A 16,015-nucleotide genomic window follows, 5' to 3' on the forward strand; every position below is an offset into this window, starting at 1 on the left:
TCATCCTGCGTACTGTGTTTCCTGTTTGCTACTTCTAAGAAGAATTAGGCCTACTAAACCAAAGCCAATTTCCAATAATAAATACACCACGAGTAGCCAATGCGGCATACCATCGATAACAATGCTGAAAACTCTCCCAATGCCAAGCCCGAGCATAAAGACAACAAGACTTTGTAGCGCTGACCGAGCCAAAAACAGAGATCCGAATGCGCCCATTAACCAATAAATTACCAAAGCCAAGTACAGTCCCATCACCGCTCGAAATATGTGGCTAACATTGGTTGCACTAGCATCAATGTCGAATAAAAACGGCAATGAAAGGTTAGGCTTCAAGCCATAAGAGAGTGCTATTGGGGTTAAGCCAGCCGCTGCGAGAAGTAAAAACTTTTGTACGTTCGTCATATGTCGCCTCCTCTTTCACAAAAGACTAGAAGTTACATCCAGAAAATCAAACTTCTAACTGCACTCCAATCGGTTATATAAAATTGTGTCGAGAGTGGGTTTGAGATTAGAGACTCACTTTATCAAGTAATCCTTGAAGGTTTAGCTGTTCACCCAGTTCAAAAGCGCTGACCAAACCGTAGCTCAATCCACTCCACCACAATATTGATGCAGCCAGAAGGACAAAGGTTGCGGAATAGGATTGACGCAGACGTTTGGCGATCAATGTATAGAGGGGGATGCCAACCAAAACCGGAGCCAGCATGGCCATAGTGGTGTTGCCATAACGCTTCCATGCCTTAACAAAACGGCGCAACCTAGGCCGAAAAGGTCGCAAGTTTCTGCTCGAGTATAGAAGCAACGAATATCGTCCCACAAACCAACCAAAATAGCCTGCAACCAATGCAGGGAGTACATTGAACAGCAGCATTTCCGGATAGCTAAACCCAACAAATGCCGCCAAAGCTGGCCCAGAATAGGTTTTCCAAATACTGAGTAATGCCATTGCTAAGCCCAGTAGCAGGTAACTTTCCATCACAATCTCACTCTAGCGGTTGGCAGAAACTTCAAACCCATTAATGGAAAGTATATGCCTAATAATCAGGGCGATATGATGAAATATTTGTTGCCAGCCTTCACATAGATAATTCAATCCAGGGTTGCGTAACGATTCACGTTGCCCATCTCAGCCTCCTAGCGTATTGCTATGGAAACGTCTGTTGCCCTTTTTTGCTCCCACCAGTAGCCCAAAGTCCAAAGCACCACCACAGTATCCATAACGCCTGCCAATATGAAGCCGTTGATATGTGGATTACCTAGGTTGGTTAGCAGCAAACTCACCATAAACCCCTTCTCAATCGCAGAGTAAAGCATAATGCTTTGACGCCATTGCGGCTTGAAGGCAGCACCTATCATCATGACGCCCATCATACCGACCATAATTCCCCAGTGCTGATAGAAAATGAAATCTTGCTCGAGATAAGGCAACTGACCAATGTTGTTGACAGCCCATTGTGGGAAGAAAGCATAAGCTAACGCTGCAGAAGTACCAATACCTGTGATAAGCAGCATTTTTTCGACGTATTTTGTAAAAAACATAGTTAATCTCCAAGGTGTGTAAGCCTTAGTTAAAGGCGCACGGTTGTAGGACATAGGTAAGAGAACCATCCTTGGTACTGTATTGATTTCGAGTTAACAGGTTGCCGCCAAGATTTGCTCAATCTTGTGCTTGGGAATCGCATAGAACTGGAAGCTCATGTCTTTCTCGATACCTTGCGCTATCTCGGATTGCGTATCTGTATTCAAACTCCAATTGTTAAAGGTTTGATGAGCCTTCACTTGTACTTGGAAAGCGCGCAAGGACAGTACGACTTCGCGATGCTTTTCTTCTGCAGTAAGCGTTTGAGACAGTCCAAAAATACTCGCGAGCTTATCAATACTTGGCAGATAGAATTCCGGAAGAGCCTCGATCACCGCTGGCAATAACACGCTGTTCGCATCACCATGAGGGATGTGAGCGATCGCACCAAACGCGTGCGCACAGTTGTGAATAGGGATGCCGCCTAATGAGGAGTAAAACGCCGAAATAGCCATAGTACTTGCTTGAAGTAGCTCCGTTCTCGCCTTGATATTATTGGGATCAGAGACCACTATTGGCAGGTTATCCAGTATCAAGCGACTCGCTTGTACTGCATACGCATCGGTAAACGCATTACTCATTGGAGATGAAGCCGCTTCAATGGCGTGAGTCAATGCATCCATCGCTGTCGACACCGTTAGCGGGACAGGCAAGCCAAGGGTAAGTTTTGGGTCTAGTACCGCAAGATCACATTCAAGGCCAGACACGACTAAGCTCGCTTTGACTTGCTCAACGTCATTGAAAAACACGGCAATGGGTGAGGCTTCAGCACCGGTTCCCGCTGTTGTTGGTACACCGATGTGTGTAATGGTAAAGGGCTTCACATGTGATCCAACATCAATACGTCCACCACCACGGATAGCTTCACGAATGTCATCAAGTTTGTGCTCTAGCGAGTACTTGATACCTTTAGAAGCATCAATCACGCTGCCACCTCCCAGCGCCACAATACTGTCCGCTTTCACTTTGTTGGCGTACTGAACGGCCTTGTTTATGTCATCACAGCCCGCCTCAGCCTTAATGTCGGTATAGACACCGACTAGCTCTACTTGCATGTTGTTTTCGAAAACGCCAATCAGCTTATTCACTAGACCAACCGTCTCTAATCCAATATCACTCAATAGCAGTACTCGATGAGCACCACGCGCTGCTAGTTGAGCAGGAATGTCATTGATTGAGTCTTCACCAGACAAGATCACAGTTCGCATATTAAACATAAAGTTATTGTTCATAATTTCATCTCCAAACCAGTAATTAAGCGCACAGTGAAACAAGCACTGCACGTTTGAATTCATTGTCTTCTGGGCCAAGCAGCTGGCTAACGTTGTGAGCTTTAACGTCGGTTTTCATGTCAGTTCTCCTCAGAAAGTGATTACACATTAAACAAAACAAACCGGTCGGTCTAGTTAATAAATGTCAGAGAACTGTCAATTGAAGTTAATTGAAAAATGATCTGCTGAATAACTGATTGTCAGCGCTGCAAAAACCATGAGTTTTGTGGAGTTAATTACACTTCCCTAAACTCATGGAGGTTTTTTGGTGTGAACCTTGAGGTCAATCATGCGTGGCGAGCGTTTTAGATCTAAACTGGAGTTAACTAATCAATTAGTTATTGGTTTTGTACCTGTGGAGGGAAATGTATGAGCAGTAGTACCTTTATCGTCAACTTTGTTGGCCAAGCGACCCCAGCCACCATTAAAAACCTCGCATCAGTGACCCACGAAAACGGGGGGAAATGGCTGGTGAGTAAAGTGAACTTTATTGAAGACAACGTCGCCGCTGTCATCAAAGTCGAGCTTCCGAGCGACAATGCGCAAGTTGTCAAAGATGCCTTCAACAATCAACAAGGTTTGCTCGTCCAGATTTCAGATACGGATCCGCATCGTCATGAGCATGAGACAGTTTTCCAACTAAGACTCGACGCCAATGACAGAGCCGGTATCGTCAATGAAATCACTCAATTCTTAGATGGACAAGATATTCGTATTTTAGATATGGATTGTCAGCGTGTGTTTCTCGCTGGCGGCGGTGGTATCGGCTCTAGCTTGTTTACCGCCAACATGGCACTAAAGATCCCGCCTGCGATGCAAATAGAAGATGTAGCGAGTGAACTTGAAGCGTTGAGCGAAGATACTCGTGTGATTCTTGAGTCCTAAAATGATTCGCTATTGGGCTGATTTTTACAGTCAGCCTTAGTGAATTACATCTACATGTTATCGTCACCCCTGCGCCAGGCAGGGGTCTACTTACAATGCACACCAATCCAATCTAAACGCGATTGTCTCCAAACCCATAGGCAATGATTTGGCTTATCTCAGACAGCGAACGACCTGATTGCTGGTGCCATTCCATGAAGGCTTTGTTTGCAGCAGTCATAGCACGTTTAGTACCTCTTCCAGAATCAATAATGTTGGTATTACGAAGATACCCTTCCACATCATTAGACAAAATGAAGGTATCTACACCCAATTGTCGTAACGCATAAGATCCGGTGTTTCCCCCCAGACGAGCGCCGTGTTTTTTCAGATGTGCCCATAAATCCGTTATCGACTCCTTCGGCCAATCTGCCACCATTTGGGCGAAAGAATCATGTTCAAAGCGTGCTCGCTGAATCATCGCTGCATTGGCTGGTATGGACATCACCTTGGTCATATGACGAATAATTTTAGGATCTTGCGCTTTTTGTTCCCACTGTTCTTCAGAAAGCATGAGCAATGGGTCAATACGAAATTGAAAAAAGTGCTCTTCGAAGTTAGGCCATTTATTTCTCACTACTTTCCATGAGATGCCACTTTGGAACACCTTCATAGAAAAAGCAGACAACCAACGATCCTCAGGAATGGCGGCAACTTCATCTCGCGTAAGAGGCTTAGAAACAATTGACTCAAGCCCCTGCTCTCCCCCTTTACGCTCTGCTGCTCTCGCATAAATCGAATCAAACTTTTCCATAAATTTCCATTACCTACTGCTAAAAATGCAACTTAATCAAATGAACCATAAAAGAAGTATTTCGTAACTATACTCGTTACTGACACTTGGAATCTAGCTAAGGATAGCCCTTATGAGAGCGCTTTTGATTTTTGTTCTACTACCACTAAACGTTATAGCCGCCCAATTTGGTCGAGTTGAATATAAAGGCAGCCAGCGTTGGGTCAAAGTCGTTGAAGAAAACCAAAAGCTCTATGACATCTTGTCTGACTCTCCTTTCAATAATCCCAAAACGCTAGACACCATCAAGTCGTCAGAGGCTACACTTGTCGCCCCATTGGCGGGTGGTAGCGTTTACGCCGTAGGGCTCAACTTTAGAAGCCATGCCGGAAATTCAGGTGCTGCAAAGCCAGAGATTTTCTTTAAATCTGTCGATTCAGTGAGAATAAGCGGCGATCTCTCCTTCCCAAAAGGCGCCAACAACGTCCACTTTGAAGGTGAGTTAGTTATTGTAATTGGCAAACCGTGCCAAGAGGTCAATAAGACATCTGCATTGGAGTGTGTGTTCGGATATCTAGCGGGTAATGACCTCACTGAGCGCAGTTGGCAAGGACAAGACCTTCAGTGGTGGCGTGCAAAGGGCGCTCGAGGGTTTGGCCCTGTTTCTAGTTTTATCGTTAGCGATGTCGCGATTAAAGACCAAGTCATCACCACCACGCTAAACGGCAAAGTGATGCAGCAAGAAAGCGTTGCCAATATGATTCACGATGTACCTGCAATTATCTCATATATAAGTACCTACATTACACTGAATCCAGGCGACATGATTTTTGCAGGAACGCCGGGGCGCACACGTTCGCTCAATGCTGGAGATGTAGTTAGCGTTTCTATTGACGGTATCGGTACAGTCACCAATACCATTCAAGGCTCAAACTAACTCGTATTCTAAACCTAACGCTTGGTAGCTATCGATGACCTCTTGGCGTCGATAGCAGTCGAGGCTGTGGTCATTGATAAGCCCTGCGGCTTGGAGAAACGCATAGATGATAGTAGAGCCAACAAATTTAAAGCCACGCTTTTTAAGGTCTTTACTGAGCGCGTCCGATACCTTCGAGGTCGCAGGATAGTCCTCAAGTTCCTTATAACTGCAGACTAATACCTTGTGATCGGTAAACGACCACAGATAGTCGCTAAAGCTACCAAACTCTTTTTGAATCTCTATAAAGTATTGAGCGTTGGTAATCGTCGAGCTGATTTTTAGCTTGTTACGAATGATGTCGGTATCTTGCTGTAAGCGCAGCCCATCCTCTTCGGTAAAGGCCGCCACTTTCTCTACATCAAAATTGGCAAACGCACGTCGGTACCCGTCACGCCTTTTGAGAATGGTGTACCAGCTTAATCCTGCCTGAGCAGACTCTAACACCAGAAACTCAAACAAGGTTCTATCATCAAGAACGGGCACGCCCCACTCTTGATCATGATATTCCACATAGTCTTGTTTAGTTTCATCCAACCAAGGGCAGCGATTAGCCATGTTCGGTACCTCCGTTACAATCCATTTTCACTAGAGTTCAGCATACTCCTAACAAACGGCCTGTGCCAGTAAGGTACTGACACAGGCCGTGATTTTCTAAAAGCAGTGTTTAGATCTACAGTTGATTAGATCTTGAATCGACCAATCTCACTTTCTAGCTTCTGCGACAAGTCTGAGAGTTCAACCGCTTGCTGAGCCGCTTCTTGCGCTTCTTCTGCCAGCTCATCAGAGACGTCGCGAATGCCTTGCGTATTGCGGGTAATTTCAGACGTTACCGAAGCTTGCTCTTCAGCAGCCGTAGCAATTTGCGCGGCCATATCACTGATTTGCTCAACTGCGGCATGGATCTGCGTCAAACTCGCTGCTGCGCTATTGGCATCATCAACACTGGTTTCTGCCAATGCTTTGCTGTCTCCCATAATGCCAACCGCCTTCGCCGTAGTGCCTTGCAAAGTTTCAATCGTGCTTTGGATCTCTTGGGTAGAAGCATGAGTACGCTGACTCAGAACACGAACTTCATCTGCTACAACCGCAAAGCCACGACCTTGCTCTCCAGCACGAGCCGCTTCAATCGCAGCATTGAGTGCTAACAAGTTAGTTTGCTCTGCAATGTCCTGAATCGTCGAAAGTATGGTATTGATGCTATTACCATGAACTTCAAGCTCTTGGATAACCGATGTTGCTACATCTACTTCCGCAGCCAAATTCTGAATAGAGTTTTGAGTTTGCGATACCTGACCCGCACCATGGGTGCTGGCCCCTACCGCCTCTGACGAATTTGACGCGGTCATGTCAGCATTGTTCGCAATCTCTTGTGTCGCGGCAGCCATCTCATTGATTGCAGTAGCTACCATGTTAATTTCATCTTGCTGAGTTTGAATACGCTGACTTCGAACTCGCGCATGTGTTGCCGTGTCTTTTGCTTGTTCAGACAGTGCGATTGAGACATCTTTCAAGTGCATGATAGTTTCATGCATATAGCTCACGAACGTATTGAAGTTACGCGCTAGCTGCCCTACTTCATCTTTGCTTCTCGGCTCTAGTCGCTGAGTTAGGTCACCTTCACCAGACGCAATTTCCTTGAGCGCTTTCGATACGCGAGCCAGATCGTTCACCAAGAAACTCATTAGCCATGAAGCAATAAGCGCGACAAACACCAAAATAATCAATGAAGTGACAACAAGTTGCGTCAATGCCGTCTTATGTCCCGCAAGCTCTGTAGCCTTGTCTAATTCAATAGCAAATACCCAATTGGTGCCTGGAACTTGCGAGAACAACATAAGCTTCTCAGAGCCACCTAGGGTTAGCTCCAAGATTGAGCGGTCCGCGACTTTCTGCTCAATAGTACGAGTCGTAAAGTTTTGGCCTAGCGCCGTGACCGGTTTCAGCAGCAGTGACCTTTTTGGGTGCGCGAGAAACGTGCCGTTAGTCAGGTCAATCAGCATAGCACTGGCATTGTCACCCACGTTTAGGCTGATCACATCATCGACTAGCTGATCAATCAGCACGTCAGCGCCCACAATGCCAGCCATTTTGCCATGTGTACGTACAGGTTCAGCAATCGTTACTAGTAACGCATTGGTAATCGCATCTTGATACGCCTCTGTAATGATCTGTTTGTTGGCGGCTTTTGCGTCTTGATACCAAGGGCGGGTTCTTGGATCGTAATCTGCACGGTTGCGCTCTGGATGGGAGCGATACATGTCACCTTCAGGCGTACCAAAGAAAATGTCATCGAATCCACCAGCGATACGCGCTTGCTGCAAGTAAGGTACGTTGTCCTCTTGGTCAGCAAAACCATTAAACGCGCTAGCGATGTCTTTACGAATATCAATCCAATTTTTGATACCTTCAACGGCGGCAAACGATACATTATTTGCACGCGCAGTGATCGCGGCATTGGTTTGAGAAGAGAGTTGATTGGCAGAAAGGATGGTCAAAGCCAAAGCCATAATGATCACTGCGCTCAACGTAGCGGCAATGAGCTTTTGTCTTAATGATAAGTTCATAAGTTATTATTCTGTTATTTATAGGATTTACTGACCATTCACTCAAATTATGAATCGGCAAATGGCGGTCGAATAATATACATATTTAAAGGCAAAATCGAGAGGCAATATATTGACTTAAGATGATGTAACAACGTCATATTCTTGACTACCCGCAAATAACAAACATTTATTCCATTTTTGGTGCGACCAAATACACCTGATAAAAGCTATACTTGCGAGATCCTACCCTTACTTGGACGCAAACATGCCTGAACACCTTTTTCAGTTGCCTCTGGTTGCTGTCATCATTGCTTACCTCAAACGACCCTTTATCCATTAGCTGAAGGGCTATCTAACACCATTACTCCATTTGGATTAATCCACTTAGACAACCCAAGGTAAACAATGAAAAACAAACACTGGACACAATTTGAACTTCTCCATCAAACCGTCAAAAACCAGAACATTCATATAAAAGGGTCACATAGCTATTACAGTGATGCTTACGATGATGGTTTTGAAGCATCAGTCGTGCGCTATTTACATGGTGATGAACACACCAAAGACCGGGCGCCACGTTGGCCTATCGACCAGTTATATATTGGAGACTATGTCTGTATTGGTGCGGAAGCCGTCATTCTGATGGGTGGCAATCATACCCATCGCAGCGATTGGTTTTCGCTCTACCCTTTTATGGAATCTATTGATGACGCCTACCAATCAAAAGGCGATACCCGCATTGGAGATGGCGTATGGATAGGTATGAGAGCAATGCTAATGCCGGGAGTGACATTGGGAGAAGGCGCCATCGTCGCGGCAAATAGTATCGTCACCAAAGACATCCCACCCTATGCGATTGTTGGTGGAAACCCAGCCGCCATTATAAAATATCGGTTCGATGAAACGACAATTCACAGGCTGCTAGCGCTTGAGATATACACTTGGAGTCCCGAGAAATTTGACGCGTTAAAACCATTGATTTGCGCATCCAACATAGACGCACTAGAAGCGGCGAGTCGCAATTTCAAAGCATAAAAAAAGAGCGGTCATCGACCGCTCTTTCTAGTTTTATTTCGTAGTCAGCTTAGCTGCTTAGTAACGCTCTGTCTTCATACCCATTAGCAAGCTCACACACATCATGAGCAAGATAACAGTGAATGGTAGTGCGGATGAAATAGCACCTGCTTGCAGAGCCGCAATCGCCTCTGTGCCACCAATCCAAAGAAGCGCAACCGCAATAGCACCTTCCATGAACGCCCAGAATACACGTTGAATAACTGGCGCATCGACTTTACCACCCGCTGTGATGCTATCGATAACCAAAGAGCCAGAATCTGACGAAGTAATAAAGAATACCAATACCAGAATCACAGCAATGATCGAAAGCAGCGTGCCCATTGGCAACGCATCGAACATTTCGAACATCGCCAGCGGCATATCACGTAGACCATTAGCACCAAGCGTACCTACTTGGTTCACGACTTGATCGATGGCCAAACCACCGAACACAGACATCCAGATCACAGTCACAGTCGTTGGGACAATCAGTACTGCTGTAATAAATTCACGGACGGTACGACCCTTCGATACACGTGCGATAAACATACCTACAAATGGTGACCATGAAATCCACCAAGCCCAGTAGAATACAGTCCAACCGTGCATCCAAGCTTCGTCTTCACGACCGTGTGGGTTACTTAATGGAATGATGTTCTTTAGGTAGGCAAACAGGGTGTCTGGAATCGAGGCGAATGTCACCGCATAGCCAATGAGCGCCACCAAAATCAGCAGCAAGAACGCCACGATCATATTGATATTACTCATGACTTTTACGCCACCGTCAATGCCACGAAGCACCGATACAACCGCCAGAAGTGTCACAACCGCAATAACGATGACTTGTAGTGTCATGCCCGCTTCAATACCGAATACGTGCTGAATACCACTCGCCGCTTGCTGTGCGCCCAAACCCAGTGACGTTGCAAGACCGAAGAGTGTTGCAAGTACCGCTAGGATATCAACTACGTGTCCTGCCCAGCCCCAAGCTCTATCACCTAAAATTGGATAGAAGATTGAACGCATCGAAAGAGGCAGGCCTTTGTTGTACGCAAAAAACGCCAGTGATAGCGCTACCACGCCGTAAATCGCCCAAGGGTGAAGGCCCCAGTGGAACATCACTGCTCCCATCGCAAGCTCTTTCGCTTGCTCTGTATTCGCCTCTACGCCAAGCGGAGTCTCGTACCATCCTGTGAAGTAAGCGACTGGCTCAGCCACACTCCAAAACATCAGGCCAATACCCATACCTGCGGCAAACAGCATCGCAAGCCAGGACATGAATGAATAATCGGCGACAGCATCAGTACCGCCTAGGCGGATTTTTCCGAAAGGCGTCACAATCAACACTAAACAGAAAACGACGAAAATATTGCCAGACCACATGAATAGCCAGTCAAATTTGTTGATGATGCTCCACTTAATTCCATCAAGTGCGCTCTTTGCCGTCTCGGCATCAACAATCACGGTCATTACTAGGAGAAGCGCAATAAAACCTGCACTGATCCCAAATACTGGGTTGTGAACATCAAACCCCCACTTTTGGACATTATCCTGTCCTATTGTGTAGTCAGTACTATCAATACTGTACTTATCAATACCCTTTGTCATGAATCCTCTCTATGACCAAATTGCTTTCAACTCAAAGCATCTAATGTTCTATATAACGGCGACATTGGCATACAAAAATCGCTGAGAACATGCATTAATCTACTTTTCAGCGCAGTACTCTACCAAATTATAAGTGTAATTTCACAATATGTGATTTTTATGGCGATATTTTAAGCAAACAGCTTGGAGATAAAAAAGATTAGTACTCAAAAGAGTATGGCGCTTCTAAATACAGAGTAGAGAAATAAAAAACGATATGACGGTGTGAGGAATGAGAAAACCGGGCTTGATAAGCGAACAAAAAATCATCAGACCCGGATAGTATTTTAGTTTTTCGATATATTACTATCGAGCTGCAGAACGGGGGCTGCATCAAGATCGTCAGCGTTCATCATCAATGAAATACGCTGGATAGACGAGAGAAGCAGCGTCTGCTCCCAGCTCTCCAACGCTTGAAACTTGTTCACGAAATTATCTTGCAGTGGCGGCGGCGAATTTTTCAGCACTTCTTGGCCTTTTTCAGTCAATACCGCGTGGACTTTGCGTTTGTCTTGTTGGCTACGCACACGCTGGACGTATTCCTGCGCTTCTAGACGATCAATAATCGTCGTCGCGGTAGCTTGGCTAATATTAGTGGAATTCGACAACTCACGAATGGTCACATCCCCCATATCTCGAATGGTATTCATGAGGATCAATTGCGGGCCAGTCAAACCACACTCTTTCTTGAGCTTCTTCGAATGTAGATCGATAGCTCGAATGATCTGACGTAACGCTACTAAGACTTCTTCGTGTTTTTCCAAAACTAATTCCAAACGTTCACTGATATTGCGGGCACTTTATAACAGAACTTTGCTGTTGATGTGTGGGAAAATTGATAAAAATTATGTGAGATCACATTAGGGTGAGTGGTTGTTGTGACTTCACCGCATTATACCCCCTCTAGCTCCCCCTATATTAGGGGGAGAACTTTGGCTCGCTCCTATCGTCACATCACTGCTTTCATTGCTCTAGTTAAGCGATGCGAAGCGAGCCAGTTGTTCCTCCCCTTACTAAGGGGAGGCTAGGAGGGGTAGAAGCGATGCACATAAAGCCAACTCTAAATAACTAGGATCTTACAAATCAGTTCGCAAACTTTAACTAACCACTTGTCGCAACTTCACCGCACTATACCCCCCTCTAGCTCCCCCCTATTTGAAGGGGAGAACATAGGCTCGTTCCTGTCGTCACATCGCCTGTGCTAAGCCAGTACTCTCAGTATTATGACAAACCATTCTCTAACGCATACTTCGCCAACTCTGCCGTAGAATGCAAGTCCAGCTTATGCTTGATATTCTGGCGATGCGTCTCGACCGTTCGATAAGAAATATTCAACAGTTGAGCGATCTTCTTGCTACTGCAGCCTTGAGCGACCAAGGTCAAAACCGATTCTTCACGGCGGCTCAGCGGGTTGGACTTTACCGCTGTTGGAGTGATGTCTTGAGAGAATAAGGTTTGAGTTACCGACTCGCAAAAATACGTCGACCCTTGATGAACCGTCTTAATGGCTTGAACCATTTTCTCGGCAGAAATTTCTTTAAGCATGTAGCCGACCGCCCCAGCCTGCATCACCTTCATAATATACTCACGGTTGTCGTGCATGGTCAGCATTAACACGCGAACGTTCGGCAGCTCAGCTTTCAATACTTCCGTTGCCTCAATGCCGTTCATTATTGGCATGCTGACGTCCATCAATACGACGTCTGGCATCGATTGTTTGATAACTTCAACCGCTTCCACACCATTACTGGCTGTTGCCACCACGTCAATATCGGGTTCGCGTTCTAAACGCGCCATAAATCCTTCAAGCACTACTTGATGATCATCGACAATCACTACACTAATTCGGTCGTCCATCACACCGCTCCTTCTACCGTCAACAATACGGTTATTTCTGTTCCTTTGCCATACTCACTAATCAGTTCAAACTCACCACCGATAAATTCGACTCGCTCGCGCATATTACGCAGTCCTATTCCGCGGCTATTCATTGCGCTACTGACATCAAAACCCACACCATTGTCAGACACAATAAGTTGCAGAACTTCACCAAACTGCTTGAGAAACACCGTCACTTCAGTCGCACTGGCATGCTTTTCGATGTTGTTTAACGACTCCTGCACTACTCGATACAGTGTAGTCGCTACTTCGGACTTCAGTTTGGGTGTATTGGCGTCAAGTACCAGATTTGTTTCCGCCATCGAGTAATTTTTAAAGTCTTGCAGCAAGGTGGTAATGGCGGCTTCAAGTCCAATATCATCCAACGCACTTGGTCTTAGATGATGAGATATACGTCTTACTTCCATAATCGCTTCTGACAGCGAGGTTTGTGATTGTTTGAGATGATCCATAGAGCGGTCATCCACACTGCCCGTGTCCATCAGCTCTAAATGACACTTACTCGACACCAGCAACTGATTCACGCCATCGTGAAGTTCCCTCGCCAAATGCTTGCGCTCATCTTCTTGAAACATCACCGTCTTATGTGCCAGCTCTTTAAGGTTCTTATCAGCAAGCTTATGTTCGTGCCAATTGATCGCCAGCGTTAATACAATGATCACCGCAACTGTAACGGCAAAAATGGTGACAATAGAAAACATGGTGGTTTCGATATTATTGTCAATGGCGGCGCGCAGCACCGCCACTTCTTGCGCTACATCTTCAATGTACAAACCTGTACCAATCATCCACTCCCATTTATCAAGCCACGCAGCGTAACTCAACTTGGTGACCGTTTCCCCAGTCGAGGGCTTTTGCCACAAGTACTGATGAAAACCGCCGCCCGCTTGCGCTTGAAACAGCAGAGCTTCTATCAGGTAATCGCCATCTTGGTCTTGAAGTTTAAGTAGATTTCGTCCCACCAACTCGGGAATGATGGGATGGACTAAGTTGGTGCCAATCTTATCGTAAGCAAAGAAATAGCCGTCTGTTCCATAGCGAAGACGGTTCAAAATCGCTTTCACTTCGACCTTCGCTTCTCGCTCCGACAAAGTAGGATCTAGATACGCTTGCTCGATAGCATCAAAAGCAAGCTCAACACTGTCTTTCAATGCGGCTTCTTTAGTGCGGATCAGACTCTCGCGAAAGATGCTGATTTCCTTTTCGCCCAATGCCTTAGCTTGGTAGAGAGTAATCCAACTGACGCTCGCGGTTACAATGACCAGCGGGATCAACGTCAGTAGAATCAGTTTGGCTTTTAACGGCATAGAAATCCTTTCCTAAATTCGCCTTTTGCTATATTCGCCCCTTAACTGCATTCACCTTTGCACTTACGAGTAAAGCTGCACTAAGTGCAGCTTTACTAACCTTACCAACGAGTGGCGGTGAAATGAAACGCTATGCTGAGCTTACGCCAAGGCGATCACATTCCATAGAACTCTGGGAAGATGAGGAGAGAAGCTAGTACCACTATCTGTATCGCGATGAATGGCATCACGCCTCGATAGATATCACGTGTCGTGACTCCATTTGGCGCCACTCCCTTAAGATAAAACAGGCTAAATCCAAATGGTGGTGTTAAGAACGAGGTCTGTAGGTTCATCGCAATCAAGATAGCAAACCACGTCATGTTGATACCCATCAGCTCAGCGACTGGCGCAATCATAGGTACGATGATGAAGCAGATTTCAACGAAGTCGATGAAGAAACCAAGGATCAAGATAACCAGCATAGTGATGATCAAGAAGCCCCATTTTTCACCTGGAATTTCTAGCATCCACTCTTCCACCAGCATATCGCCGCCAGTGTAGGTAAACGCCATTGAGAAAGCGGTCGCACCAAGCAAGATTGCGAACACCATCGCCGTCACTTTTACCGTTTCTTTGGACGCATCGTAAAGCATGCTCCAGCTAAATTGACGATAAAGCACAGCCAACACAATCGCACCAGCGCCGCCCAATGCTGCAGACTCCGTTGGCGTCGCAATACCGGCGAATATCGAGCCCAGTACGACTACGATCAGCGCTAAAGGTGGAATTATGGCTTTAAGTGCCGTTTTAACCTCTTGTGAGCGTGAAATAGACTCATCACGTGGGATTGGCTGCGCGCTCTCTGGGTTCAGCTTGGCATAGATAAGAATATAGAGTACGTAGGCACCAACTAGAACAAACCCTGGCCACAGCGCCGCTTGGAATAGATCGCCAACCGGCACACCCAACACATCACCAAGCAAGATGAGTACGATAGAAGGCGGAATAATTTGTCCAAGGGTACCCGATGCGCAAATCGTGCCGCAGGCAAGCCCTTTGTCGTAATTGTACTTAAGCATGACAGGCAGAGAGATAAGACCCATTGCTACAACAGAAGCACCTACTACACCCGTTGATGCGGCCAGCAATGCACCCACCAGCACCGTAGAGATAGCAATTCCGCCTCGCACACCACCAAATAAGCGCCCCATTGACTCTAGAAGCTGCTCTGCTAGGCGCGTCTTTTGAAGCACCAACCCCATGAAGACAAACAGAGGCACCGCCATGAGTACCGTATTCTCCATGATGGATTGAATTCGATATGGCATAAAGGCAAACATCTCCATGCCTTCAGCCCAAACACCAAAAATTAATGCAATGCCACCAAAGGTGAAGGCGACAGGGAAACCAAGTAGTAGCGCGAACAAGGCTACAAAAAACATCACAATACCGATCATGAGAACGTCCTTATTCTTTAGCGCCGGAAGACTTTGCGTACATCAAATGCGGATTAAACAACTTGTTCAATGAGTGAAGCACCAATCCGCAGCCAGCAATCGCCATAAATGAGAAGGACAATGGGATCATCGCTTTAATCACCCAACGATAAGGTAAGCCACCTGGGTCACCGGAAGTTTCACCAAGCTCAAAACTTTCTTTCGCAAAGTCGATACCGTACCAAGCGACCAATAGGCAAAATGGGAACAAAAAGATAAAGGTGCCGAGTAAGTCGATAATGGCCTGCGCCTTCATAGATAAGCGCTCATAGAACACATCCACACGAACGTGACCGCCCGCTTTTATGGCATAAGGCACACCTAATAAAAACACCGCTGAAAACAGGTGCCACTCCATTTCTTGGAAGGCAATCGACACATCATTAAAGACGTAGCGCATGACAACGTCATAAACCACGTTTGCTAACAGAAGAAGAAAAAGAATACTGGATAGCCACCCGAGCGCATCGGCTATCTTGTTAAACAGTCTTTCGATATAAATTAAACTACGCATACAACTTTCCGCCTATCCGCCGTGATTCGTTAATAGTTATGATTAGGGCGTATGACAATGGGTGTAAAAAGAAAGTGGCGCA

At 46.0% G+C, this 16,015-nt stretch carries 16 protein-coding genes; 3 read left to right on the forward strand and 13 right to left on the reverse strand.

Going from position 1 to position 16,015, the window contains the following annotated elements; genetic code table 11:
- From ACVA6Q_RS12535 to ACVA6Q_RS12550, 4 genes are all read right to left on the reverse strand, one after another.
- Complete coding sequence (locus tag ACVA6Q_RS12535) at positions 1–402, reverse strand: DUF4345 domain-containing protein (protein ID WP_446647728.1); 402 nt, start codon at positions 400–402, stop codon at positions 1–3.
- 106 nt (positions 403–508) lie between these two features.
- Entirely contained in the window at positions 509–976 is a 468-nt protein-coding gene (locus ACVA6Q_RS12540; RefSeq protein ID WP_446647729.1) for a hypothetical protein, read from the reverse strand.
- Between the two features lie 158 nt (positions 977–1,134).
- The gene (locus tag ACVA6Q_RS12545; RefSeq protein WP_418641545.1) at positions 1,135–1,539 is read right to left on the reverse strand and encodes a hypothetical protein; all 405 of its coding nucleotides are present in this window, start codon (positions 1,537–1,539) and stop codon (positions 1,135–1,137) included.
- A 93-nt stretch (positions 1,540–1,632) separates the two neighbouring features.
- The gene (locus ACVA6Q_RS12550) at positions 1,633–2,814 is read right to left on the reverse strand and encodes an iron-containing alcohol dehydrogenase (RefSeq protein WP_446647776.1); all 1,182 of its coding nucleotides are present in this window, start codon (positions 2,812–2,814) and stop codon (positions 1,633–1,635) included.
- Positions 2,815–3,219: 405 nt separating this feature from the next.
- Here ACVA6Q_RS12550 and ACVA6Q_RS12555 point away from each other — a divergent pair, with 405 nt between their 5' ends.
- Complete coding sequence (locus tag ACVA6Q_RS12555) at positions 3,220–3,735, forward strand: glycine cleavage system protein R (protein WP_446647730.1); 516 nt, start codon at positions 3,220–3,222, stop codon at positions 3,733–3,735.
- A 112-nt stretch (positions 3,736–3,847) separates the two neighbouring features.
- Here the strand turns inward: ACVA6Q_RS12555 and ACVA6Q_RS12560 are convergent, their stop codons facing one another.
- Positions 3,848–4,528, reverse strand: a complete 681-nt coding sequence (locus ACVA6Q_RS12560; protein WP_446647731.1) for a DNA-3-methyladenine glycosylase I — start codon at positions 4,526–4,528, stop codon at positions 3,848–3,850.
- A 112-nt stretch (positions 4,529–4,640) separates the two neighbouring features.
- Here ACVA6Q_RS12560 and ACVA6Q_RS12565 point away from each other — a divergent pair, with 112 nt between their 5' ends.
- The gene (locus tag ACVA6Q_RS12565; RefSeq protein ID WP_446647732.1) at positions 4,641–5,444 is read left to right on the forward strand and encodes a fumarylacetoacetate hydrolase family protein; all 804 of its coding nucleotides are present in this window, start codon (positions 4,641–4,643) and stop codon (positions 5,442–5,444) included.
- Here the strand turns inward: ACVA6Q_RS12565 and ACVA6Q_RS12570 are convergent.
- The gene (locus tag ACVA6Q_RS12570; RefSeq protein WP_446647733.1) at positions 5,436–6,041 is read right to left on the reverse strand and encodes a DNA-3-methyladenine glycosylase I; all 606 of its coding nucleotides are present in this window, start codon (positions 6,039–6,041) and stop codon (positions 5,436–5,438) included. The genes ACVA6Q_RS12565 and ACVA6Q_RS12570 overlap by 9 nt on opposite strands.
- Positions 6,042–6,166: 125 nt before the next feature.
- Complete coding sequence (locus ACVA6Q_RS12575) at positions 6,167–8,050, reverse strand: methyl-accepting chemotaxis protein (protein ID WP_446647734.1); 1,884 nt, start codon at positions 8,048–8,050, stop codon at positions 6,167–6,169.
- 387 nt (positions 8,051–8,437) lie between these two features.
- Between ACVA6Q_RS12575 and ACVA6Q_RS12580 the strand changes: the two genes are divergently transcribed.
- Positions 8,438–9,067 carry a CatB-related O-acetyltransferase gene (locus ACVA6Q_RS12580; RefSeq protein WP_446647735.1) on the forward strand — a complete coding sequence of 210 codons (630 nt, stop codon included), beginning with the start codon at positions 8,438–8,440 and terminating at the stop codon, positions 9,065–9,067.
- A 57-nt stretch (positions 9,068–9,124) separates the two neighbouring features.
- Here ACVA6Q_RS12580 and ACVA6Q_RS12585 read toward each other — a convergent pair whose 3' ends face one another.
- The 6 genes from ACVA6Q_RS12585 to ACVA6Q_RS12610 form a co-directional block, all read right to left on the reverse strand.
- Positions 9,125–10,696, reverse strand: a complete 1,572-nt coding sequence (locus ACVA6Q_RS12585) for a BCCT family transporter (protein WP_112461508.1) — start codon at positions 10,694–10,696, stop codon at positions 9,125–9,127.
- Positions 10,697–11,022: 326 nt separating this feature from the next.
- Positions 11,023–11,499 carry a MarR family winged helix-turn-helix transcriptional regulator gene (locus ACVA6Q_RS12590; RefSeq protein WP_112461507.1) on the reverse strand — a complete coding sequence of 159 codons (477 nt, stop codon included), beginning with the start codon at positions 11,497–11,499 and terminating at the stop codon, positions 11,023–11,025.
- Positions 11,500–11,956: 457 nt separating this feature from the next.
- Positions 11,957–12,592 (reverse strand): response regulator transcription factor, encoded by a 636-nt coding sequence (locus ACVA6Q_RS12595; RefSeq protein WP_042498079.1) that lies wholly within the window; start codon positions 12,590–12,592, stop codon positions 11,957–11,959.
- Complete coding sequence (locus ACVA6Q_RS12600; protein WP_353498439.1) at positions 12,592–13,941, reverse strand: cache domain-containing protein; 1,350 nt, start codon at positions 13,939–13,941, stop codon at positions 12,592–12,594. Before ACVA6Q_RS12600 ends, ACVA6Q_RS12595 begins: the two co-directional genes overlap by 1 nt.
- A 155-nt stretch (positions 13,942–14,096) precedes the next feature.
- On the reverse strand, positions 14,097–15,380 hold the full coding sequence (locus tag ACVA6Q_RS12605; protein ID WP_446647736.1) for a TRAP transporter large permease: 1,284 nt from the start codon (positions 15,378–15,380) through the stop codon (positions 14,097–14,099).
- A gap of 10 nt (positions 15,381–15,390) precedes the next feature.
- Positions 15,391–15,933, reverse strand: coding sequence for a TRAP transporter small permease subunit (locus ACVA6Q_RS12610; protein ID WP_446647737.1), 543 nt, complete (start codon positions 15,931–15,933; stop codon positions 15,391–15,393).
- Positions 15,934–16,015 lie beyond the last annotated feature (82 nt).

It is taken from the genome of Vibrio sp. DNB22_10_4 (assembly GCF_052879755.1).